This is a genomic window from Pseudomonas sp. HTZ2, assembly GCF_033173945.1.
Lineage (GTDB): Bacteria > Pseudomonadota > Gammaproteobacteria > Pseudomonadales > Pseudomonadaceae > Aquipseudomonas > Aquipseudomonas guariconensis.
In genome coordinates this window covers 3,125,950-3,148,584 of sequence record NZ_CP137332.1, presented here as the reverse complement: position 1 = coordinate 3,148,584, position 22,635 = coordinate 3,125,950, and the positions used below count along the sequence as shown (strand labels likewise).

The 22,635-nt window shown below is 63.1% G+C and carries 20 protein-coding genes; 8 read left to right on the top strand and 12 right to left on the bottom strand.

Annotation, left to right across the window (positions count from 1 at the left end):
- Positions 1–18 precede the first annotated feature (18 nt).
- From R6G97_RS14570 to R6G97_RS14550, 5 genes are all read right to left on the bottom strand, one after another.
- Positions 19–426, bottom strand: a complete 408-nt coding sequence (locus tag R6G97_RS14570) for an SRPBCC family protein (protein ID WP_043208925.1) — start codon at positions 424–426, stop codon at positions 19–21.
- A 21-nt stretch (positions 427–447) separates the two neighbouring features.
- Complete coding sequence (locus R6G97_RS14565; protein WP_317847147.1) at positions 448–1,245, bottom strand: SDR family NAD(P)-dependent oxidoreductase; 798 nt, start codon at positions 1,243–1,245, stop codon at positions 448–450.
- Between the two features lie 92 nt (positions 1,246–1,337).
- Positions 1,338–2,243 (bottom strand): LysR family transcriptional regulator, encoded by a 906-nt coding sequence (locus R6G97_RS14560; RefSeq protein ID WP_317847146.1) that lies wholly within the window; start codon positions 2,241–2,243, stop codon positions 1,338–1,340.
- 73 nt (positions 2,244–2,316) lie between these two features.
- Positions 2,317–3,489 (bottom strand): MFS transporter, encoded by a 1,173-nt coding sequence (locus R6G97_RS14555; RefSeq protein WP_317847145.1) that lies wholly within the window; start codon positions 3,487–3,489, stop codon positions 2,317–2,319.
- 125 nt (positions 3,490–3,614) lie between these two features.
- Positions 3,615–4,550 (bottom strand): cyclase family protein, encoded by a 936-nt coding sequence (locus tag R6G97_RS14550; protein ID WP_317847144.1) that lies wholly within the window; start codon positions 4,548–4,550, stop codon positions 3,615–3,617.
- 213 nt (positions 4,551–4,763) lie between these two features.
- On the opposite strand from R6G97_RS14550, the gene R6G97_RS14545 reads away from it, so the two are divergent.
- The 3 genes from R6G97_RS14545 (at position 4,764) to tcuB (ending at position 8,449) form a co-directional block, all read left to right on the top strand.
- Positions 4,764–5,684: a LysR family transcriptional regulator gene (locus tag R6G97_RS14545; RefSeq protein WP_043215834.1), complete on the top strand. Its 921-nt coding sequence runs from the start codon at positions 4,764–4,766 to the stop codon at positions 5,682–5,684.
- Between the two features lie 148 nt (positions 5,685–5,832).
- The gene (gene tcuA / locus R6G97_RS14540) at positions 5,833–7,287 is read left to right on the top strand and encodes an FAD-dependent tricarballylate dehydrogenase TcuA (RefSeq protein ID WP_090344706.1); all 1,455 of its coding nucleotides are present in this window, start codon (positions 5,833–5,835) and stop codon (positions 7,285–7,287) included.
- Positions 7,268–8,449: a tricarballylate utilization 4Fe-4S protein TcuB gene (gene tcuB, locus R6G97_RS14535; RefSeq protein WP_232092081.1), complete on the top strand. Its 1,182-nt coding sequence runs from the start codon at positions 7,268–7,270 to the stop codon at positions 8,447–8,449. The genes tcuA and tcuB overlap by 20 nt, the downstream gene beginning before the upstream one ends.
- A gap of 48 nt (positions 8,450–8,497) precedes the next feature.
- Here tcuB and R6G97_RS14530 read toward each other — a convergent pair whose 3' ends face one another.
- A complete protein-coding gene (locus tag R6G97_RS14530; protein WP_043215830.1) occupies positions 8,498–9,391 on the bottom strand; it encodes a LysR family transcriptional regulator in 894 nt (297 codons plus the stop codon).
- A gap of 147 nt (positions 9,392–9,538) precedes the next feature.
- Here R6G97_RS14530 and R6G97_RS14525 point away from each other — a divergent pair, with 147 nt between their 5' ends.
- From R6G97_RS14525 to R6G97_RS14510, 4 genes are all read left to right on the top strand, one after another.
- On the top strand, positions 9,539–10,618 hold the full coding sequence (locus tag R6G97_RS14525; protein WP_102081509.1) for a 4-oxalomesaconate tautomerase: 1,080 nt from the start codon (positions 9,539–9,541) through the stop codon (positions 10,616–10,618).
- Between the two features lie 63 nt (positions 10,619–10,681).
- Positions 10,682–11,995, top strand: a complete 1,314-nt coding sequence (locus tag R6G97_RS14520) for a dicarboxylate/amino acid:cation symporter (RefSeq protein ID WP_317847143.1) — start codon at positions 10,682–10,684, stop codon at positions 11,993–11,995.
- 123 nt (positions 11,996–12,118) lie between these two features.
- On the top strand, positions 12,119–13,423 hold the full coding sequence (locus R6G97_RS14515) for a CitMHS family transporter (RefSeq protein ID WP_043215617.1): 1,305 nt from the start codon (positions 12,119–12,121) through the stop codon (positions 13,421–13,423).
- A 60-nt stretch (positions 13,424–13,483) separates the two neighbouring features.
- The gene (locus R6G97_RS14510) at positions 13,484–14,737 is read left to right on the top strand and encodes an OprD family porin (RefSeq protein WP_317847142.1); all 1,254 of its coding nucleotides are present in this window, start codon (positions 13,484–13,486) and stop codon (positions 14,735–14,737) included.
- A gap of 177 nt (positions 14,738–14,914) precedes the next feature.
- Here the strand turns inward: R6G97_RS14510 and R6G97_RS14505 are convergent, their stop codons facing one another.
- Positions 14,915–15,979, bottom strand: coding sequence for an SDR family oxidoreductase (locus R6G97_RS14505; protein WP_090344717.1), 1,065 nt, complete (start codon positions 15,977–15,979; stop codon positions 14,915–14,917).
- 74 nt (positions 15,980–16,053) lie between these two features.
- Here R6G97_RS14505 and R6G97_RS14500 point away from each other — a divergent pair, with 74 nt between their 5' ends.
- Entirely contained in the window at positions 16,054–16,440 is a 387-nt protein-coding gene (locus R6G97_RS14500; protein ID WP_090344719.1) for a MerR family transcriptional regulator, read from the top strand.
- Positions 16,441–16,505: 65 nt separating this feature from the next.
- Here the strand turns inward: R6G97_RS14500 and R6G97_RS14495 are convergent, their stop codons facing one another.
- From R6G97_RS14495 to R6G97_RS14475, 5 genes are all read right to left on the bottom strand, one after another.
- Positions 16,506–17,624 (bottom strand): sensor histidine kinase, encoded by a 1,119-nt coding sequence (locus R6G97_RS14495; protein WP_090344721.1) that lies wholly within the window; start codon positions 17,622–17,624, stop codon positions 16,506–16,508.
- A 184-nt stretch (positions 17,625–17,808) separates the two neighbouring features.
- Entirely contained in the window at positions 17,809–18,708 is a 900-nt protein-coding gene (locus tag R6G97_RS14490) for a LysR family transcriptional regulator (protein ID WP_317848156.1), read from the bottom strand.
- 101 nt (positions 18,709–18,809) lie between these two features.
- Positions 18,810–20,024 (bottom strand): MFS transporter, encoded by a 1,215-nt coding sequence (locus R6G97_RS14485; RefSeq protein ID WP_317847141.1) that lies wholly within the window; start codon positions 20,022–20,024, stop codon positions 18,810–18,812.
- A gap of 299 nt (positions 20,025–20,323) precedes the next feature.
- Positions 20,324–21,640, bottom strand: a complete 1,317-nt coding sequence (locus R6G97_RS14480; RefSeq protein ID WP_197853033.1) for an SDR family oxidoreductase — start codon at positions 21,638–21,640, stop codon at positions 20,324–20,326.
- 136 nt (positions 21,641–21,776) lie between these two features.
- Positions 21,777–22,634 (bottom strand): MBL fold metallo-hydrolase, encoded by an 858-nt coding sequence (locus R6G97_RS14475; protein WP_043207057.1) that lies wholly within the window; start codon positions 22,632–22,634, stop codon positions 21,777–21,779.
- Position 22,635 lies beyond the last annotated feature (1 nt).

Below are 22,635 nucleotides of genomic sequence, written 5' to 3'. Positions count from 1 at the left end.
CGGCCCCTTGTGTTCATCTCAGCCCAGGGTCTTGGCCAGGGCTTGCAGGCCACCTTCGTAGATGCCGGTGAACAGGGCGATGGCTTCCTCGTCGCTCACGCCAACCGGGGTGAACTCGCCGAGCCATTCCACCAGGCTGCCCTGGCCGTCGGCCTTGACCCGCAGGGTCGACAGGTAGTCGGTTACCGGGAACGGGCTGGTGAGGATCGAGTAGCTGTAGCTGCGCTGGTGTTCATCGAAGGCCATCAGACGCTCGATGATGGCATTGCCCTCCGGATCTTTCAGCGAGCGTACGCGGCCGCCTTCGCTGGAGAGGCTTTCAGGGATGAATGGCAGCCAGTCGGGCAGGCTGTCGAAGCCGCCGATCAGGGCCCAGACGTGATCAGGGCTGTGTTGGGTTTTCAAGGATGCGTAGGCGTTGGCCATGATGGGATTCTCCAGTTGAATTCAGATAGCGAGGCTGTCGACCACACCGCCGTCGACCCGCAGGGCCGCACCGGTGGTGGCGGAGGAGTAGGGGGATGCGAGGTACACCACCAGGTGGGCGACTTCGTCCACTTCGGCGGCGCGTTGAATGATCGAGCTCGGGCGAGCGGTGCGCACGAAGTTGTCCGCCTCTTCGCGAATGCTGCGGCCGGACACCTTGGCTGCTTCAGCCACCAAGGTGGCAACGCCGTCGGTGAGCGTCGGGCCAGGCAATACCGCGTTGACGGTGACGCCCGTGCCGGCCAGGCGCTTGGCCAGGCCGTGGGAGACGGCGAGGTTGGCGGCCTTGGTCACGCCGTAGTTGATCATGTCGGCCGGGATGGCAATGCCGGATTCGGAGGAGATGAACAGGATCCACCCCCAGCCTTTGTCGACCATGCCCGGTGCGTAGTGGCGAGCCAGGCGCACGCCGGACAGCACGTTGGTGTCGTAGAAGCGGCTCCACTCGCTGTCGGGGACATCGAAGAAGTCGACGTCATCGTAGATGCCCAAGTTGTTGACCAGGATGTCGGCGCTCGGGTGGGCGTCGAACAGCGTCTGGGCGCCTTCGGCGGTGCCCAGGTCGGCCACCACGCCGTGGACCTTGCCGCGGCCACCTTGGGCGTGCAGCTCGGCCAGGGCGGCGTCGACCGACTTCTGGCTACGGCCGGCGATGACTACGTCGGCGTGGGCGCGGGCCAGGCCGCGGGCGATGGCCAGACCAATACCGCCGGTCGAGCCGCTGATGATGGCGGTACGTCCGCCAAGGTCGATGTTCATGGAATGGCTCCTGTGGATGAGTTGCATCGATGGGAGCCATGCTAGGGCGGTCTGGTAAGACTGTAAAAGACTTAATTCGACTGAGTTAAGACCTATGCGGTCTCTTCTGCCAGCGCCAGCACCCGCTCGCGGAACACGCCCACGATTGGCCGCAGGTCTACCTGGTGCCAGGCTGCCCACAACTGCACGCAGGGGCTGAACCACGGCAGCTTGCGCAGCACGACGGTGGAGCCTGCGCTGGCGGACAGGCTGCTCTGGACCATCGCCAGGCCCAGCCCGGCGGACACCAGCCCGAGCACGCTCAGCGGGTCGTTGGCCTCCAGCGACAGGCGCGGGGTGAAGCCTGCGTCGGCGCAGCGGGCGATGAAATCGTCGCGTTTGTTGATCTGGTCAGGCTGGCCGCCGGTGATGATCCATTCCTGCTCATGCAGGTCGGCGGGCGTGAGTTCGACCTTGATGGCCAAGGGGTGCCCGGCGGGGATGGCCAGCAGCAGAGGGTCGTCCAGCACGGGGTGGCCACGCAGGTCGGGGTCGGTGCTGGGCGGGGGCTCGCAGACCAAGGCGATGTCCAGGCTGCGCTGGCGCAGGCCTTCGAACTGCTCGCGCGGGGTCATGTTGTACAGGGCGATATGGATGTTCGGACGTTCGCTGCGGATGGCCCGCACCGCGCCGGGCAGCACGCCGGCATGGATGGCGTGGTTGACGTAGCCGATGCACAAGCCGCCTTCCTCGCCCCGGCCCAGTCGCTTGCCCAGCGACTCCAGGCGTTCGGCGTGCTTGAGCAGGCCGCGGGCTTCGGACAGGAAGGTGCGGCCGTCGGCGGTCAGGTACAGGCGCTGATTGCGCCGCTCGAACAGGGCAAGGCCCAGGTTGTCTTCGAGCTGGGCGATCTGCCGGCTAAGGGGGGATTGTGAAATGTGTAGCTGCTCGGCCGCGCGTCCAACGTTCTCGCATTCGGCGACAGCGACGAAGTAGCGCAACTGACGTAGATCTTGCATGAGACCTCCAAGGGAACTGCCCAAAGTTTTACGCGGACAGCTCTGCCTTGGCTAGCCTCCTCAGGTGGGGGAACTACACGGTCTCGCCCACGGCCCTGGCGGTAACCTTGCCGCGTCCGCCCAGCCAGACCAGCAGCAGGCCGCCTGCCGCCAGCATGCCGCCGGCGACCGGTACCGCGGCGTAGCCCAGGTCCAGGCTGATGACCGCGCCACCCAGCGCTGCCCCCACCGCATTGCCGAGGTTGAAGGCGCCCACGTTGATCGACGAGGCCAGGCCCGGAGCCTCGCTGGCGGCGATCATCACGCGCATTTGCAGCGGCGGTACCACGGCGAAGGTGAATATGCCCCAGACCAGCAAGGCCAGCGCCGCGCCGACGTGGGAACCCAGCACGAACGGCATCAGCACCATGATCAGCGCCAGTACGCCGAGGAAGAGACGTGCCGAGCCGTCCAGCGACCAGTCGGCCAGGCGACCGCCGAGGCTGTTGCCCAGGGTGAAGCCCACACCGATCAGCACCAGGCCCAGGGTGACGAAGCGGTCCGAAGCGCCAGTGAGGTCCGCCAGCACCGGGGCGACGTAGGTGTACAGGGTGAACATCGCGCCAGCACCGAGCACCGTGGTGGCCATGGCCAGCAGCACGTTCGGCCGGGCGATCACTGCGAGCTCCCGACGCACATCGGGCACGCTGCCGCGCTCGCCCTTGGGCAGGGCCCACCACAGGGCGGTCATGGCCAGGATGCCAAGCAGCGCAGTGCCGGCGAAGGCTAGACGCCAGCCGACCTGCTGGCCGATCCAGGTGGCGGCGGGGACGCCGCCGATATTGGCGATGGTCAGACCCATGAACATGGTGGCGATGGCGCTGGCCTGCTTGTCGCGAGGCACGACGCTGGCGGCCACCACCGCACCCAGGCCGAAGAAGGCGCCGTGGTTGAGGCTGGTGACCAGGCGCGAGGCGAGCAGCGTGCCGTAGCCCGGCGCCAGGGCCGACAGCAGGTTGCCCACGGTGAAGATGGCCATCAGCGCGATCAGTGCGCCGCGCTTGCCAAAGCGGCTGAACAGCAAGGTCATGATCGGTGCGCCGACCATCACGCCGACGGCGTAGGCGGTCACCAGCATGCCGGCGCTGGGGATGCTGACATCGATGCCTTCGGCGATCACCGGCAGCAGGCCCATGGGGGTGAATTCGGTGGTACCGATACCAAAGGCCCCGATGGCCAGGGCGAACAGGACGTGTCCGGGTTTCATTGCAAAGGCTCCTGGGGGCGAAGTGTGTGAAGGTGAGGCGCAGTATGGCAACGGCCGGCAGGCCGATTAAGTCACGACTGCGCCAAGGACTTTTGATTTGAAATCAACGATCGCCTGGGCGGCGATCAGTGGATGGCCACCGGATTGATGTTGACCTGGGTCGAGCCCTTGTACAGCGGCTGGCCCAGCACGAAGAGGAACTCGAAGGCCTTGTCGCGCACCAAGGCGCGGGTGTCGATCAGCTCCAGGTTGTAGATACCGCGCTTGGCCAGCATGAACTGGTTGACCGGAAACTCTTCGCCTGTGGGGTTGGGGTAGACCTCCGAGGCCCAGGTGTCACCGCCAAAGGCGACGATGCCCTGGTCGGCGAGCCACTGGGCTGCTGGCAGGTCGATGCCGGGCTCGGTAGCGAGGAACTGCTGGTTGTCCTTGCCGATCAGCTCCAGCCAGCCGGTGTTGAACAGCACCACATCGCCCTTGCGCAGGGTGATGCCTTGTTTCTTCAGCACAGCCTTGATGTCGTTCACGGTGAACGATGTGCCACCCGGCACGATGGCCTTGCCGTAGTAGGCGGTCATGTCCAGCACCACGCCGCGGGTCACCATGGGCGGTACTTTCTCCACGCCGAGCTTGGTGACGCCCTCGACGGTGACGAAGTCCGCTGCCTTGTTGCCGTTGTAGTAGACGTTGTCGATACCGATATGGCCGATGCCGTTGAGCTGGGTGCCGACGCCGGTCCAGCCGTTGACCAGTTCATCGTTGAAGCTGAACTTGTTCTTGCCCAGCGTCTGGCCGGCCTGTTCGCCGGGCTGGATGTTGTAGAGGTGGAAGCTGCGATGGCGGAAGGCGGGCAGGTCCTTGCTCACAGGCACGGCCAAGGGGTAAGTCTTGCCGGTCTTGACCAGACCCACGGCCTGTTTGACCACCTCGGGGGTCAGCAGGTTGGCGGCGCCGATTTCGTCCTGCTTGCCATTAGGCGAATCCTGCCAGTCGGCTGCCAGGGTGGCCTGGGCGGTGGTGGCCAGGGCGGCGGCCAGAAGCAGGGGCTTGAAGTAGTTCATCCGGATTCTCCTGATCGGGAAGTGATGTCAGGGACGGATTCTGGGCGGGTGCAGGGGGGAGAAAAAGCAGCGGGCGGGACAATGACTTTTGCGTACGGGTCAAGGAGCGAAGCCTCAGTCGCAGGTGAGCCCGCTCCCGCAGCGATCAAGCGCAACCGATCCAAATGCCTTTAACATGGTTGCGGATCGGCCCCTTCGTTGAAAGAGACCTGTATGGAGTTACGTCAGCTTCGCTATTTCCTGAGTGTCCTGGAGTACGGCAGCCTGGGCAGGGCTGCAATCGAGCTCGGGGTCGGCGCCTCCGCCTTGAGCCAGCAACTGTCGAAGCTGGAGAGCGAGGTGAGTACCCGGCTTTTGACACGTTCGAGCACGGGCGTCTCGCCGACGGCGGCGGGCCTGGCCTTCGAGTACCATGCACGCCTGGCGCTTCGCCAGGCCGAGCATGCCGTTCTTGCCGCGCAAAGCGGGCGCATGAGTGGCTATGCCAGCGTGGGGCTGGCGCCGACCACCGCCTCGATTCTCGGTCTGGCCTTGATCGACAGGATGCGCGAACGCTATCCCGATATCCGTCTGCATCTGGTGGAAATGCTCTCTGGCTACCTGATGAACCAACTCAATGCCAGACACCTCGACTTGGCAGTACTGTTCCAAGCGGAGTCGGGGCCACGCCTGGATGTCCGGCCGCTTCTGAACGAGCGGCTGTTCGTTCTGGTTCCCGCCCCGTTGGTCAAGGCCGATTGGGGCGAGTCCCTCACGCTGGAACAGATCGCGACGCTTGCATTGGTGATGCCCAGCACACAGCATGGCCTGCGCACGACACTGCGTTCGATCTTCGAGGGGGCCGGGCTGGAGGCCAACATCGTCATGGAAATCGATGGCCTGTCGCTGTTGATGGATTGTGTCTGTGCAGGTCATGCCGCCACCATCCAGCCCGGCGCGACGGTGGCCCGGGCGCACCAGGCGGGCTTGCGAGTGTTCGCCATCGATGAGGCTCAGGCGCAGCGGCGCAACGTGATCGTCAGCCTCACCGATGACGAACTTTCGCCAGCGGCGTTGGCGACCCGGATCGTTCTGCAGGAGCTCGCACGGGAGCTGGTGGAGCAGGGGCGATGGCCGGGCGCCCGGTTACTTTGAGCCTGGGCACGCCATTGCCGCCCAGGACCGTTTAGCAAAACTGAATGCCTCCCCTCGGCGATCGCGTTTCGCCGTCCATGCCCGCTCATTAGAGTCCCCGGTCACGAGGAGCACCCGAACAGTCGGCTCCTCGTGATCTGGAGGCGAAATGATCGATGTGCTTGTCATCGGAGGGGGCAATGCCGCCCTCTGTGCCGCGCTGATGGCGCGGGAGGCCGGAGCCAGCGTGATGCTGCTCGAAGCGGCCCCACGTGCCTGGCGGGGCGGCAATTCCCAACATACCCGCAACCTGCGCTGCATGCATGATGAGCCGCAGGACGTGCTGGTCGAGTCTTACCCGGAAGAAGAGTTCTGGCAGGACCTGCTCAAGGTCACCGGTGGCCAGACCGACGAAACGCTCGCGCGTTTGGTGATTCGCGCGTCCTCCAATTGCCGCGACTGGATGCGCCGCCATGGTGTGCACTTCCAGCCGTCGTTATCCGGTGCGCTGCATACCGCTCGAACCAACGCGTTCTTCATGGGCGGTGGCAAGGCGCTGGTCAATGCGTACTTTCGCAGTGCCGAGCATCTGGGCGTACAGATTCGCTACGACACCCCCGTCGCCGACATCGAACTGCACAACGGACGCTTCGTTGCCGCGCACGTGCCGGCGCGTGAAGTCCAAGGCCGACACTTGCCCGCCGAACGCATCGAGGCGCGCAGTTGTGTGCTCGCCGCCGGAGGTTTCGAGTCCAACCGCCAGTGGTTGCGCGAGGTCTGGGGACAGAACGAACGAGGGGAGTGGCCTTCGGACAATTTCCTGATTCGCGGTACGCGTTTCAACGATGGGGTGCTGTTGCGCCGCATGATCGAACACGGCGCCGACACGATCGGCGACCCGACACAGGCGCACATGGTGGCGATCGATGCCCGTGCGCCGCTGTACGACGGCGGCATCTGTACGCGCATCGATTGTGTATCGCTGGGCGTGGTGGTCAATCGCGACGGCCAGCGTTTCTATGATGAAGGCGAAGACTTCTGGCCCAAGCGTTATGCCATCTGGGGACGGCTGGTGGCCCAACAGCCCGGGCAAGTGGGCTTCTCGATCATCGACCAGAAAGCCCTTGGCCGCTTCATGCCCCCGGTCTTCCCGGGGGCTACCGCCGATAGCCTGGAAGCCCTGGCCGGCCTGCTCGGCTTGCCCGTGCAGCCCTTCGTCGACACCGTGCGGGCCTACAACCGAGCCTGCCAGGCGGGCACCTTCGACCACACCCGGTTGGACGACTGCCACACCCTGGGCCTGGAGCCTGTGAAGAGCCACTGGGCACGACCGATCGATACCCCTCCTTACTACGGCTACCCGCTGCGTCCTGGCGTCACTTTCACCTACTTGGGGCTGCGCACCGACGAAACCGCCGCGGTCCATTTCGCTGGACAGCCCAGCCCGAACCTGTTCGTCGCTGGCGAAATGATGGCGGGCAATGTGCTCGGCAAGGGCTACACCGCGGGTGTCGGCATGTCCATCGGCACTGCCTTCGGCCGCATCGCCGGGACCAGCGCCGCGGCGGCTGCCGGCCATGTATATCCAGAACAAGAGAATCGCCATGACCGCACAACTGCCTGAACCCCGCCAACCTGATGCCGAGCAGCCAGCCCTCGCCCTGATCCCGGTGTTGAACCTTGAGGAGCAGGAAGTGGACCGGCAGATGCGGATCTGCAATGCCTGCCGATACTGCGAGGGCTTCTGCGCCGTGTTCCCGGCCATGACCCGCAGGCTGGAGTTCGGCAAGGCCGATATCCATTACCTGGCCAACCTGTGCCACAACTGCGGCGCTTGCCTGCACGCCTGTCAGTATGCCCAGCCCCACGAATTCGCCGTCAACGTGCCCCAAGCCATGGCCAAGGTGCGCGGGCAGACCTACGCCGAATACGCCTGGCCGAGCCTCTTCGGGCGGCTGTATCGGCACAACGGCACCTATGTCGCCAGTGCCTTGGCAGTGGCCTTGTCGCTGTTTTTGCTGCTGGCATTGTGGGCCAACGGCACGCTGTTGCCCGGGCGGTTGGCGGGGAATTTCTATGCGGTCTTCCCGCACAACACCTTGGCGTTGATGTTCGGCAGTGTCTTTGCCGCCGCAGGTGTGGCGCTGGCGGTGGCGGTGCGTCGTTTCTGGCGCTCGGTCTCGCCTGCCCAGGCCCAGGCGCAACCGGCCAAGGGAGCGGTGCTCGAGGCCTCGAGCGCGGCGCTGACCCTGAAGTATCTGGACGGTGGGCATGGCCAGGGCTGCAACAACGCCGATGATCGCTACACCCTCTGGCGCCGGCGCTTCCATCACTTCACCTTCTACGGCTTCCTGTTGTGCTTCGCTGCCACAGCGGTCGCCACCGGCTACCACTACCTGTGGGGCTACCCGGCGCCGTATCCGCTGCTGAGCGCACCGGTGTTGCTGGGGACCTTGGGTGGGCTTGGCTTGGTCGTCGGGCCAGCCGGGTTACTGGCGCTGAACCTGCGCCGGGCGCCGGAGCAGGGCGATGTGGCCCAGCGGCCCATGGACCGGGCGTTCATCCTGCTGCTCTTGCTGGTCAGCGTCACGGGCCTTGCCCTGCTGGGCCTGCGCGACACCGCCGCGATGGCGATCCTGCTGGCGATCCATTTGGGCACGGTCATGGCGCTGTTCATCACGCTGCCTTACGGCAAGTTCGCCCATGGCCTGTTCCGAAGCGCGGCACTGCTCAAGTTCGCGATCGAAAAGCGCCGCCCCAATGACCTGGGTCTGGGAGGGGAGTGAGCCATGGATGCAGCCGGTTTCTCATCTGCACCGTTTTGCGCGTCTCGCTCACCGGTTGGGCCATTTGTCCAACAGGATCGACACGAACTTCTCCGCCGCCGGCGACAGCGATGCCCCGCGTCGGTAGACCAGCCCCAGGGTGCGGGTCACCTGGGGTTCGATCAGCGGCACGCTGACCAGCGTCGGATGATCGGCGCTGGGCATGGCCAGGCTGGGCATGGCCGAAACACCCAGCCCGGCCTCGACCATGCCCAGCGAGGTGGACAGGTGCTGGACCTCATAGAACCACTTGGGCCGCAGGTTGAGCCCGGACAGGGCATGGTCCAGCAGCATCCGGTTGCCGCTCAGCCGGCCCACGCCGATCAGTCGGTAGTCGGCCAGTTCCGTCCAGGTCACCGCGTCGCGGTTCGCCAGCTTGTGGTCCCGACGGCAGGCCAGGACAAAATGCTCCTGCACCAGGGAGACGAATTCGATGTCCGGGTGCTGGCCGCTCATCATGTTGATGCCGAAGTCGGCCTCGCCGCGCAGCACGGCCTCGAGCCCGTCGTTGGCGCTGAGGTCGAGCAGGCGGATGCGGATCTTGGGGTACTGCTCGTTGTAGTCGCGGATCACCGACGGCAGGAAATAAAACGCCGCAGTCGGGATGCAGGCGAGGGTGACCTGGCCGGTCTGTCGTTCGGCGAGTTCGCGAATGCTCAGGATCGAATCCTCGAAGTCATCCAGCAGGCGCCTGGCTTTGGGCAGAAAGTCCCGCCCGACACTGGTCAAGCTGACTCGGCGGGTCGTGCGCTCCAGCAGGGAGGTGCCCAATCCTTCCTCGAGCTTTTTTATCCGCCGACTCAGGGCGGGTTGGGACAGGTGCAGCGCTTCCGCTGCTTCATGGAAACTGCCAAGTTCGGCGATTTTCACGAAAGATCGTATGTCTTGCAGCTCGTATTCCATCTCGGATCGCTCTTTGGCCCTGGCTCTGGATTGATTCATCAATCGCAATAATGGCTACGATATTTGCATTGGATTGATTTATCCATCCCTGTCAATCTTGTGTCCACAACATCAATGATGTCCATTGATCAACAAGAGTGCGAAATCATGCAACGAATTCCTTGCGTACTCATGCGCGGCGGCACCTCCAAGGGGCCCTTTTTCCATGCATGGGATCTTCCTGCCAATGTGGTCGAACGCGACGAATTGCTGATCAACCTGATGGGTTCCGGGCATGAGCTGGAAATCGACGGAATCGGCGGCGGTAGCCCGCAGACCAGCAAGGTGGCGATCGTCAGCCCCTCGCTGCATGCCGACGCCGATGTCGATTACCTGTTCGTGCAGGTCATGGTCGCCCAGCGCCGGGTCGATACCGCACCCAACTGCGGCAATATGCTCTGCGCCGTTGGCCCGTTCGCCATTGAGCAAGGACTGGTCAAGGCCCAGGATGGCAAGACCTTGGTACGCATCCGTAACTTGAACACCAACACCTTCGTCAATTCGCTGGTGGAAACGCCCGGTGGCATCGTGCGTTACGAAGGCCGCACGGCAATCGACGGCGTACCTGGCACTGCCGCCCCGGTGCACCTGACCTTCCTCGACGCGGTGGGCAGCAAGACTGGCAAGCTGTTCCCCACCGGCCAAGCCCAGGATGTGATCGACGGCGTGCCGGTGACCTGCATCGACATGGCCATGCCGATGATGATCGTCGAGGCCAGCCAGCTGGGCGTGACCGGCTCCGAGACCCCCGCACAGCTGGATGCCGACACCCGCCTGCTGCAACGTCTGGAGGCCTTGCGCCTGAAGGCCGGCAAGGCCATGGGGCTGGGCGATGTCAGCGGCATGGTGATCCCCAAGCCCGTACTGGTTTCTCCGCCCCGCCATGACGGCACGCTGCAAGTGCGCTACTTCATGCCTCACAACTGCCATCGCGCCTTGGCCATCACCGGTGCGATCGGGCTGGCGACTGCCTGCGTCAGCCCGGGCACCGTGATCATGGACATGCTTGGCGAACAAGCACAGCACCTGGATGAAGTGCGCCTGGAGCACCCGAGCGGTGGCATCGACGTCGCGCTTTCGCGCAGCGGCGCCGATGGCAAGACACTCCAGGCCTCTGTGGTTAGAACTGCCCGCCGGCTGTTTTCAGGCTTCGTCTACGCCCCAACCTTGCGCAGGCTGGCGGGGTAGGCAGCTGCTTGCATCACATCGCAACCCGCACATCCGCACAATTTCAACAATGGGTGATGCCTCATGAAACTCGCGAAATCACTGTATTTCCAGATCCTCTGCGCCGTCCTGCTGGGCGTGGTGGTCGGTCACTTCTGGGCGCAACAGGCCGTTGCGCTCAAACCACTGGGCGACGCGTTCATCAAACTGATCAAGATGATGATCGCCCCGGTCGTTTTCTGCACCATCGTGACCGGCATCGCCGGCATGACCGACAAGCGCTCGCTGGGTCGGTTGATGAGCAAGACCTTGCTGTTGTTCCTGGGGCTGACGATCGTCAGCCTGATCATCGGCCTGGCTGCGGTGTACCTGTTCCGCCCGGGTGTGGGGATGAACATCGATCCGGCCACCCTCAGCACCGAGGGCCTTGGCCAGTACGCCGCCTCTGCGGCGAAGCTCAGCGTGGTCGATTTCTTCATGCACATCATTCCGGACACCTTCATCGGGGCGTTCAACAAGGGTGAAGTGCTGCCGGTGCTGTTCATCGCGGTGCTCAGCGGTTTTGCCCTGTCGTCCATGGGCGAGAAGGGCAAGCCGGTACTCGATGTGCTGGAGTCGGCCTCGACCATGGTGTTTCGCATCTTCGGCTACCTGATGCGCTTCGCCCCGGTCGGTGCCTTCGGGGCGCTGGCCTTCACGGTTGGGCAGTACGGGGTGACCTCCTTGGGCGCATTGGCCAAGCTGGTCGGCACGCTCTACATCGCCTGCGCATTCTTCGTGCTGGTGGTGCTCGGTGGCATCTGCCGCGCGCACGGCTTCAGCCTGTGGAAGCTGCTGCGTTACTTCCGCGAGGAGTTTCTGGTGGTGCTCGGCACATCGTCCACCGAGCCGGTGCTGCCGCGCATGCTGGAAAAACTCGAGAAGCTGGGGTGCAAGAAAGGTGTGGTGGGGCTGGTGCTGCCGACCGGCTATTCCTTCAACCTCGACGGCACCGCCATCTACCTGTCGCTGGCGGCGGTGTTCATCGCCCAGGCCTGCAACATCGACCTGAGCCTCGGGCAGACGGTGACGATGCTGGCGATCATGCTGTTGTCGTCCAAGGGCGCTGCAGGTGTGACCGGCAGTGGTTTCGTGGCGCTGGCCTCGACCTTGACCGTCATCCACGACATCCCGTTGGCAGGGCTGGCCTTGCTGATCGGCATCGATCGTTTCATGTCCGAAGCGCGGGCCCTGACCAGCCTGGCCAGCAACGCCGTGGCCACCGTGATCATCTCGCTGTCGGAGAACGCCTGTGAACGGGAAACCTTGCTGCGTCGTCTGAACGGCACCCCGGCTGCACCGGCCGAGACGCAGACTGCGCAGGCCGACTGGTCTGCCGAGCCTCGGCATCACGGCTGAAAGCCTCTTCCACCTCCCATCGTTGACGTAAAATCCCACTCGACATCCCGGCGATGCCGAGTGGGGTAGGGGGCCGTCTGCCTTGCCGATGGCCGCAACACAATAAAAACAAGAGAAAAGACCATGCTCGCACTCCTGGGCCTGATCATGGTGGTGACCTTCACCTACCTGATCATGAGTAAACGCCTGTCGCCGATCGTTGCGCTCACCGTGGTACCCATCGTCTTCGCGGTGATCGGTGGTTTTGCCCCCGAGCTGGGCAAGATGATGCTCGATGGCTTGAAGATGGTGGCGCCCTCGGCGGCACTGTTGCTGTTCGCCATCCTGTTCTTCGGCCTGATGATCGATGCTGGCCTGTTCGACCCGCTGATCCGCAAGATTCTCAAGCGCGTCAATGGCGACCCGATCAAGATCGCCATCGGTACGGCGCTTCTGTCGCTGCTGGTGGCACTGGACGGTGACGGCACCACCACCTACATGATCACCTGTGCGGCCATGCTGCCGCTGTACAAGCGCATTGGCATGAACCCGATGATCCTGGCCACGGTGTCCATGCTGTCGCTGAGCATCATGAGCGGCATGAGCCCCTGGGGCGGGCCGGCCACCCGGGCTATCGCCGCGCTCGGGCTGGATGCGACCGAGTACTTCATTCCGATGCTGCCGACCGTGATCGGGGGGGCGGCCTGGGTGGTGTTCACCGCCTACCTGCTGGGCCGTGCCGAGCGTCGACGCATCGGCAACATCGCCCTGGAGTCCGGCGGGGGCAATTGCTACATCAAGGAAATCCTTGGCGACAACCCGCACAAGCGCCCACGGCTGGCGTACGTGAATCTGGTGCTGGTGATTGCCGTCATGACGGCCTTGGTGATGGGTGTGATGCACTCCGCGCTGCTGTTCATGATCGGTTTCGTCGCGGCGCTGATGATCAACTACCCGCAGTTGGAGTTGCAGAAGGAGCGCATCCTCGCCCATTCGGGCAATGCCATGACCGTGGTGCTGCTGGTGTTCGCCGCCGGCATCTTCGCGGGGATCTTCTCCGGCACCAAGATGGTCGATGCCCTGGCGCAGACCCTGGTCGACTGGATTCCCGAGGCCTGGAGCCACTGGTTCCCGCTGGTGGTGGCGCTGACCAGCATGCCGCTGACCTTCGTGCTGTCCAACGATGCCTACTACTTTGGCGTGGTGCCGATCCTGGCCAACGCGGCTGCCGCCTACGGCATCGACCCGGTCGAAATTGCACGCGCCTCGGTGCTAGGCCAGCCGGTGCACCTGATGAGCCCGCTGGTAGCTTCGACCTTGCTGCTGGTGGGCATGGTCGATCGCGATATCGGCGACTTCCAGAAAGCCACCGTCAAATGGGCGGTACTCACCTCGCTGGTGATCACGGCACTGGCGTTGCTCACGGGGGCGCTGTCCTTCTTCGTCTGATCTGCATGGGGCGCTCCTGGCGCCCACCTCTATCCAAGAACAACAACTAGAGTACCGAACATGTCCCGAGCTGTTTTCCGTGGGGCCACCTGTGGCCTGCTCTGCGGCTGGCTGCCTGTGGCCGGCGCTGCCGGATTCATCGATGACGGCAAGCTCAAGCTGCAACTGCGCAATGTCTATTTCAACGAAAACTTCCGTGACGAACAGGGCATGAGCCCCCGCACTGCCGCGAACGCCAAGAGTGAGCGGGTGGAATGGGCGCAAGGTTTCCTGCTCGATTACCAATCAGGGTTTACTCAAGGCCCGCTGGGTGTGGGCCTCGATGCCCTTGGCTTGGTCGGTGTCCGGCTCGATTCGGGCCGTGGGCGCAGCGGTACCGGCTTGCTGCCGGTCCACGACGATGGCCGCGCCGCAGACGAATTCTCCAGCGCCGGGGTGACGGCCAAGGCGCGCGTGGGGCAGACCGTGGTCAAGCACGGCACTTTGCTGCCCAAGACGCCGGTGTTGGTCTACAACGATGCGCGGCTGCTGCCTCAGACCTACCAAGGCACACAGCTGATCAGTACCGATGTCGAAGGGCTGACCCTGACCGCCGGCCACCTGGATCGCTTCAAGCAGCGTGATTCCTCCGACAGCACTGGCCTATTTCTGGATGGCTACGGCGGTAGCGAGTCTGGCGATTTCAGTTTTGCCGGCGCGGACTATGCCGTGAGCAAACAGCTGCGTTTGAGTTATTTCCATGGCCAGCTCGAACACTTTTACCGCCAGGACTATATGGGGCTGGTACACGACTTGCCATTGGCCGGCGGGGTGTTCACCACCGACGTGCGTTACTTCAAGAGTCGTGACAGCGGAGCCGCTTACGGTGGCAAGATCGACAACGACATGTTCAGTGGGCAGGTGTCGTATACCCACTCGGGGCACACCGTCGGCGCCGGCTACCAAGTGCTTGATGGCGATGCTGGGCTGCCGTACATCAGCGGCGCGACGGTCTACTCGTTCAGCAACGTCGGCATCGGTAAGTTCATCGAGGAGGAAGAGAAAACCTGGATGGCAAGCTATGCCTACAACTTTGCAGCGGCCGGTGTCCCTGGGCTCACCTTCATGGCGCGCTACTTGAGCGGGGACAACGGTCGCTCCGCTGACGCTGAACTCAACGAATGGGAACGTGATGTGGAACTTGCCTACGTGGTGCAGTCCGGTCCGGTCAAAGGGTTGGGCGTGAAGCTGCGCAACTATGTCTACCGCTCTGATTTCTCCCGCGGTCGTGACAGCAACCGGATCTACCTGACCTACGACATCGCGCTCTGGTAATGCAGCGACGCGAGCCGGCGCACTTCGGTGCGCCGGCTCGCGCTGTGTCGGACTTTCTCGAAGACGAACTACACGCCGGACGGCTGTGGCGCTTTTTTGCCCAGCCGGATCAGCTCGTTGCGTCTGGAGCGGGCCCGCTGTCACAGGTATTGTTCGAGTCCGCTCAACCGGGTTGCCTCAGTGGGCCAAGTCGCCTTTGACGTAGCGCACCGTATTTTCCAGCGTGCGCGCCATGTCGGGGTGTGTGAATTGATACTTGTGCTCCAGAAGCTCGCTTTGACGCATGTCGAAGCGCTGGGTCTGAATGAAGTCCAATGATTCGGCGCTGACCGCCAGTCGGGCCGCCAGGCCCGGAATCGTCAAAATCCACCTGAGCAAACCTATCGGTACATGGTAGCGGGGTGCCTTGACCTGCAGCGTTCCTGCGATCTGCTCGAGCATCCCTTGCAGGTTCGGTGTGTGCGCGCAGAGCGCCAGGACCTGCCGGTTGGCCATCGAAGGGTCGAGCGCCACGCAGGTCATCATCTTCACCAGGTAATCGACGCTGACCAATGGCAACCAGTGCCTGGCAGAGCCGGGAATCGCTTTGAACCGGCCTTGTGCCAGGTTTCGAATGAGCTCGGCCAGAGGTTGTCCTTGCGGGATGTGCCCAGTCTCGCTGTGGCCACACACCGTAGCAGGATGGACAACGGTGTAATCCGCACCGGCATCGTGCATGTAACGCATGACTGCGAAATGGGACTCGATCTTGCTGCCTTCGTAGCCCCCAGCACGGGCGTAGACTGCAGGCCAATCTGTGTTTTCAGGGCGCTCGTTATCGACGCCGATCCTGGCAAGGTGGGCCAGGTTTTGCAGCATGAAGCCACCTACCATGAGCAAGCGGATGTCCTGGCTCGCCGCAAGCCTGGCGACTCTGAGCGCCCCTTGCACATTGACGGCGCGGGCGTGCTCCATCGTCAGCCCCCAGGAAAAATCCGCCGCAAGGTGGAAAACCACCGAAGCCGAAGACACGCACGCCTGGTCCGCCTCGCTCAGACCAAGCCCCTCTGTGCTGATGTCGCCTTCAACCGCGTGGACATGTGCAGGGTCACCGCCCAGCCGGCTTACCTGTTCTCTGAGCCGTTCGATGTTTCCAGGATTGCGCATGAGCACCCAGGTCTTGTGCCCTGTCGCAGTAAGACGGGCCAGTAGGTGTTGGCCTATAAATCCGCTCCCGCCCGTGACGAAGCATTCCACGCTCATGCCTGATTCCTTGTTTGGATGATGGGTGCAGGCTAAGGTGTAGAGCGTGCTCTACAGTCAAGGAGTTTCTTTAGGTGAACATTGGAGAGTTGGAGCGCCGAAGTGGACTCGGCCGCCACGCATTGCGCTATTACGAAAAGCTCGGGTTGATCGTGGCCCATCGACAGGCCAACAACTACCGCAGCTACAGCGATCAGACCGTTAGTGACCTGGCATTCATTCAAAGTGCCCAGGGGGCGGGATTTTCACTCGCCGAGATCGGGGACATCCTGGCGGCCAGGCGCGGTAACTCGATCAATTGCGCCCAAGGCGCAGCCTTGGTTGCCGGCAAGATGGCCGAGATTCAAGCGAAGATCTCCACCTTGCAGGCCGCGTATGCCTTTCTCGACGCCGAGCGTGCCAAGCTTGAAGCCAGTGCCATTGCCCAAGGGCTGCCGCTGATTGCCAGCTACACGAGGTAGGTCGTCCGCTCCTTCTTCGACGAAAACGGTGGACAGCAACTGTCGATACGATTTCGACTTCACCCTTACCCCTTGAGCAACACCGCAAACGTCGTCCCTTGCTCTTCATTCGACATGACTTCAATCCTGCCGCCGTGACTGGCAACGATTTCCGCCGCGATGAACAACCCTAGCCCAAGACCTGCAGCTGAACCCTTTTCTCCGGCTGCATAACTGGAATAACGCCCCTCCGGCTTGAAGAGGTAGGGGATCACGTCAGCAGGAATGGGTTCTCCCCAGTTATGGACTGTCACACGCGGACCGATAGCGTCGTTCTCCACCGTGACCTTGATAGGGCAGGCTATATCGCCGTGGCGGATGGCATTGCCTATCAAATTGGAAAAGACCTGGGCGATACGGGCCGAATCAAACGGGCCGGTCACCTGCGCGACTTCGTCAAAGACGATGTCGGCCACCGGGAAAGCGGTTTGCAACTCCTCGATCACGGTGCGGCATATCGGGTTCAGTTCGACCTCCTCTGGATAGACCGGGATGCCGGTACCCAGATTGCAGCGCGCCAGGTCGAGCAGGTCATTAACAATGGCCGTAGCGCGGCGAGCGCTTGTACAAACCTGGGATGCCAGTGCCTTGCCTTTTTCATCCAGCCCTTTCTGGCGCAAAAGCAGATCGCCAGCCATGTGTACCGCCCCCAACGGTGACCGCAGGTCATGGCCTAACACGGCAAGCACCTTTTTTCGTGTCGACTCCACTGCCACCCCATAAGCTGCGATCGACTCTACCAAGGCTTGGTCTATTGCCTCGTTGAACCGAATCATGTCTTGGACCTGGTATTGGTCGAATGCTTCGTGCTTAAGCCAGAGGGAGAGCACACTGGAGCGCAGCGCTCGATATTCGGAGACCATCTGATCCATGGAGAAGCCTGCCATCAGACGTACCACCGCATGTGTCTGGGCCGCTGTCTCGCTGGATATTTGCGGCCCCCTTCCTTGCGCTTTTTCAGACTGTTGATGGGCTGTCTGAGTCGTTCGCATGTCCTGGGCGACCGTGTGCAGGATCTTCTCGGCGTGATTCCTCAAACCGGTCGCATCCAGATTTGGCTGCTGCGTCTCCACCGAACGCGCGAAATCCTCCCAGGCTTGGAGAATCGGCTCCATGTTGCCCTCGATGAATTCGTACAGTCTCATAACGGTCCCTGGCACTGTCCTCAAACGGCGTCCCAATAGACTAGATCATCGAACTGTAGGGGTATAACAACCAGTGCGTTAACTTCTGTCACGCTTTTGCAACGACGCGCTATATGGCTTGGAATTCACCGATGATCACGATGGTGAAGTCGTAGGGTTTATCCGCGAAGGATGATGTTGCCCGTCAACGGTCGAGCAGCGTTTTCATGAACCGAGCAAATGCCTTGATACGCGTGGACTCGCGATTGGCCGGCAGATACACCATGTTGATACTCGTGTCGACCGAGGTTGGATTGACTTCGAACATTGGCAGCAAGCGGATCAGCCGGCCGTGCCGCACGTCTTCGGCGACCAGCCAGTCGGCCAGCAGCGCGATGCCTTGACCGGCGACGGCAGCCTGGCGGAGAACGTCGGCGTTGTTGCTCTGCATCTGGCCGTGCACTTGGACCGGCACCGTCTGGTCGTCAATCTGGAACTGCCAGGCGCGCATGGGCCCGCCGTAATCGAAGCGCAGGCATCTGTGACGGGGTAGCTCGAGGGGATGGGCGGGGGCCGCGTGCTGCTCGAGGTAGGCAGGGCTTGCCACCAGCCAACGCTGGAAATGGCCGAGCGGGGTGCAAATGACTTCATCGCTGGAAACCGTTGACCCTAAACGCACGGACAAATCGATGCGCTCCTTGAAAAGGTCCACCCGCTCATCGCTGAGGTTGAGGGTGACTTCCAACCCCGGGTGGCTGTCGAGAAAACGCCCCAGATGCGGTGAAATCAAGTGACGGCCGAACTCCACCGGCACGCTGATCCTGAGCGTGCCTTTGGCCTCGCTCCCCCGGTCCATCACCAGGCTGTCGGCCGCAGTCAACGCATCGAGGATGGCCACCGCGTTCGCAAAGTAGGCCTGGCCCAGGTCGGTCGGGCTGTTTCGCCGCGTGCTGCGGGTGATGAGCGTGGCCCCAAGGTCTGCCTCCAACGCTGCAACCTGACGGGCCACCGACGAGGTGGCCACGCCGAGCTTCCGTGCCGCTGCGGAGTAGCCGCCGCAGCGTACCGTCTCGACGAACATGCTCAATGCCAGAAATTTATCCATACGTACAACCTTGTCGAAGAGGACCGGGAGCGCCAGCCCGAAGGTAACGGCTGCACGGATGATAGCCATGTCAAGGGTCATCGAGATAGCGCGATGCCGGCTCAACGAGCTTTCCTGTGTTTGACCACGAACACCAGCAATGCCAAGACCGGGAGCAGGGCAGCGGTATAGAGCGCGGTACTCCATCCGAAACGCTCGTACAGCGGGCTTGCCATCATCGAGCCCACTGCGCCGCCGACGAAGATGCTGGTCATGAACACGGCGTTGAGGCGAGCGCGGCTATGAGGGTCCAGCGCGTAGACCTCACGTTGCCCCAGGACCATGTTCAACTGCACGGCAAAGTCCAAGGCGACAGCTGCCACTACCAGGCCCAGGTAGCCAAGCCCGGAAATGGCACCGATCAGTAGCGAAGCGGGCGCCAACAGCAAGGCAGCCAAAGTGCTGACCTGCCCGTGACCTGCATCGGCAAGGCGCCCGGCGATGGGGGCTGCAACCGCCCCGACCGCACCGACCAAGGCAAAGAGCGCGACGCCGTTCTGGCTGAGGCCGTAATGACGGATCAGCTCGATGGGCGCCAGGGTCCAGAAGCAGCTGAAGCTTGCGAACAGCAGCCCTTGGTACAGCGAGCGCTCGCGCAGCACTGCATAGCGTCTGGCCAATGCGAACACCGATCCGATCAAGCGGCCATAGGTGGTGTGATGGTTCGGGATCCGTTCAGGCAACAGCACCGCTACCAGGGCTGCGATGGCCACCATCAGCAGGGCGGCACTGAAGAACACGCCCCTCCAGCCAACGTACTCCGACAGTAGGCTCGAGACCGGGCGGGCGAGCAAGATGCCGAGCAACAGGCCACTCATGATGTTGCCCACGACGCGACCCCGGCTGCTTTCTGGCGCCAGGTGTGCGGCCAGGGGCACGAGGATCTGCACGGCGACGGAAGTCAGGCCGATCATCAGCGAGGCGGCCAGAAACAGCGAAGGCGAACCGGCAAAACCTGCCGCCGCCAGGCACACCCCCACTACCAAGGTAAAGCCGATGACCAGGCGTTTGTTTTCCATCAGATCTGCCAGCGGCACCAGCAACAGCAAGCCGACGGCATATCCCAACTGGGTCAGCGACACGATCAGGCTGGCATGCTGCGGCGAAAGCCCGATGCTGGGCGCGATGAGTTCAACGATCGGCTGGGCGTAATACAGGTTGGCAACGACGGCGCCGCAACAGAACGCCAGAAACACAACCAGCGCCTTGGACAGGGCAGGCGTGACGACGGCGGACGCCGACGGTGAAGCAACAATCTCAGGGCTGCTCGCTGACATGGTGGACACTCCAAATGGGTTGACAGGTCAGCGACAAGCCTAGGGCTGCGGTCGGGAAGGCGGTATACCCACTCGCCGCAACGAACTTGTGCGTGCTGCGCAAAACCCCGGGGCCGCCTCACAGCATCGGCTTGCCCCTGTCTCACCATAGCGTGACCCGGAGATGTAGCTGCCCTCGTCGGAGCCGAGCAGGACAAAGACCGGGTCCGGGGATTGGAAGTTGGTGGCGAGGGTCCGATGACGCGACAGGTGGTGCCGGGTCCTGCAAGGGTGTCGTCGGACCACACCTTCCAGAGCACTCAGCGCCGTTTGCGTCGAAGCGTGGCCAGCGCGCAGCTCCCCAGTATCAGCACCGCCGCAGTGACCAGCAACGCAGGTGCAGGGTGTCCAGCGGTGCGCCAACCCCCTTGCACGCCACGGGTGCCAACAGGGGGCTGGAACAGATTGCCGTCCGACACCGCCGCCTTCGGGCTACGCTCGATGCCCAGACGGGTCAGCCAGCCGGTGAACTGGGCAAGGCGAGGCACCAGATGACTGGCCAGGTGCGCGAGCCGCGCCGCTGAGCCCACAGTGGTGTGAGCACGGGGCGATACTGCGCAGGCCACCATGGCCTTGGCCACCAACGCCGGATCGTAGACGGGCCCCGGCGGTTTGAGCGCATGGCCTGTGTAGTTGCCGCCGTCCCTGAAACCCGGCGTGTCCATCACCGCCGGATAGATATCGCACACATGGATATCCGGATATTCCGTCAACTCGCCCCTGAGCGCTTCGGTCAGGCCACGCAAGCCGAACTTGCTGGCCGAATAGGCCGCTGCATAGGGTTGGGCTACCCAACTGCCGACCGACAAAGTGTTGATCAATATCCCGCGCCCCTGGGCCTTGAAGTACGGCAGCGCCGCGTGAGCGCCACGCAAGTAGCCGAGCAGGTCGGTCTGGATGACTTGCTCATGGGCGGGGAGCGGCGTCTGGTCGAAGCTGCCCACGGCTCCGACACCGGCATTGTTGATCCAGATGTCGATGCGTCCGTGGCCGAACTCCGCCGCCCGTACGGCCAGCGCTTCGACCTGTTCGCTACGGGTGACGTCGGTAACCACGACCAAGGCATCGGTGCCGCACTCGGTGCACTCATCCAGCACCTCGAACAGCGCCTGTTCGTCGCGGGCGGCCAGCACGAGGCGGGCACCTTGGCAAGCAAAGGCCTTGGCCGTGGCCCGACCGATGCCACTGGATGCGCCGGTGATGACCACCAGTTGGCCCTGCAGCCGGCGCTGGGCCGAGGGGTGGTGCGGCGTAGGACTGGGTCGTTCGGTGTGCGACGCAGCCGCTTCGCCAGCGCCGGCATCGACCCTCGACAGCTTAAGGGCCGGACCCTCCACCACATGAAGCGTCAGGTCCTCGACCGTCCCGGCGAAGCGATCCGCGAACACCGGCTCGCCTGTGGGCGTAAGGTTGTCATAGATGAACCGCCGACCTTCCAGCCAGCCGACGGCCGTCAGCAGCTCAGGTTCCAGGTAATACTTGCCGTCCAGGAAAAATCCCGGAAACTGCTGGACCTCGTCGGGATCGCTTACCCGGTAGCGTTCACCCGGTTTCATTCCCGTTGCCGGATCAATCATGATCAACCCTCTCTCAGGCAGCCATCGCCGTGAATGATCAAGGCCAACATGCAAACGGAACCGCCTGTTGGGCCGGTGGTGGTTTAAGTAGAGGAAGCTGGACAGCCTGAGGAAGTTCAGGCCAAACGCTCGATGGTCAGGCCCGCTGACACCGGGCATCCTTTTCCTGCTGGTTGGTCAAGGCATACTGCATCTCCCATCGGTCATGGCTGCAGAACACCTCCAGTCCCGGCCCCTGGGTCAGGACCAGGTCGCGCAGGCGACGCTGGTTGGCCAGGCGCAATTTGTGGTCGGTGTCCATCATGCGCTGATACAGACGCATGCCTGGCGGGCAGCGACGTTGGGGGCTGTGCACCTCCAGGTGGTGGAAATACGCATCGCCGGCATGCAGCAGCCAGCCCTGTCCGGTGCGCAATGCGATCCCGGCATGGCCATGGGTATGGCCGCCCAGGGGTACCAACAGAATGTCGTCCTGGACATCGATCAGCGCACGCACGGCATCGAAGCCGAACCATTGTTCGCCCAGCTCGGGATAGAACTCCCAATCCGCCACGGCTTGCCACTGGCGGGCGCGGTAACGCCGTGATCCGATCCAGCCACCGGCCTGGGTGGCATGCGATATTTCCTCGCCCATCACATGTACCCGGGCCTGAGGGAAGTCTTCCAGCCCGCCGGCGTGGTCGAAATCCAGGTGCGTCAGCACGATGTGCCTGACATCCCGCGGATCGAAGCCCAGCCGCCTGATCTGATCCAAGGCTGTCAGGCGGTGGTCGAGGCGGATGTTGTTGAACAGCCGAAAGAAGCGGCTCAAGCGCTGTGGGTGCTGGATATCGTTGTAGCCAAAACCCGTGTCGACCAGTACCAGCCCGTCACGCTCGGTTTCGACCAACAGGCAATGGCACGGCACGGTCGCCGTCAGGCCTGGACTGTAGCCGTCGAACAGCGCACCGCCCCAAGGGCACATGCAACCGCAGTTCAAATGATGAATGTGCATG